Consider the following 302-nt stretch of genomic DNA (forward strand, 5'->3'; position numbering starts at 1 on the left):
TACGACCTTCAGGTCTACATCGACGCGCTCGAGAACGCCGTGCCGTACCCGGCCTCGAAGAACACCTCCGCCTGGACGAGCATCGAGAGCGAGGTGCTCTCGCAGGTGTGGTCGGGCGCGGTGTCCCCGAAGGACGGCCTCCAGGATCTCGCCGACCAGATGCAGGCGGCACTGGACGCCGAGCAGGAGTGACCGCATGACCGTCATCGCGCCGCGCGCGGTCGAGACGGCGGAGCGGGTGCCGGAGCCGCAGAGCCCCGGCACCCGCCGCCGCCGACGGAGTCCGGGAGCGTCCCCCTGGT

1 pseudogene is annotated in these 302 nt (G+C 71.5%); it reads left to right on the forward strand.

The features are described 5' to 3' along the window. Positions 1–192, forward strand: a pseudogene (locus L687_RS26200) (ABC transporter substrate-binding protein); the annotation flags it as partial. Between the last annotated feature and the right edge of the window lie 110 nt (positions 193–302).

This window comes from Microbacterium maritypicum MF109 (assembly GCF_000455825.1).
Classification (GTDB): Bacteria; Actinomycetota; Actinomycetes; order Actinomycetales; family Microbacteriaceae; genus Microbacterium; species Microbacterium maritypicum_A.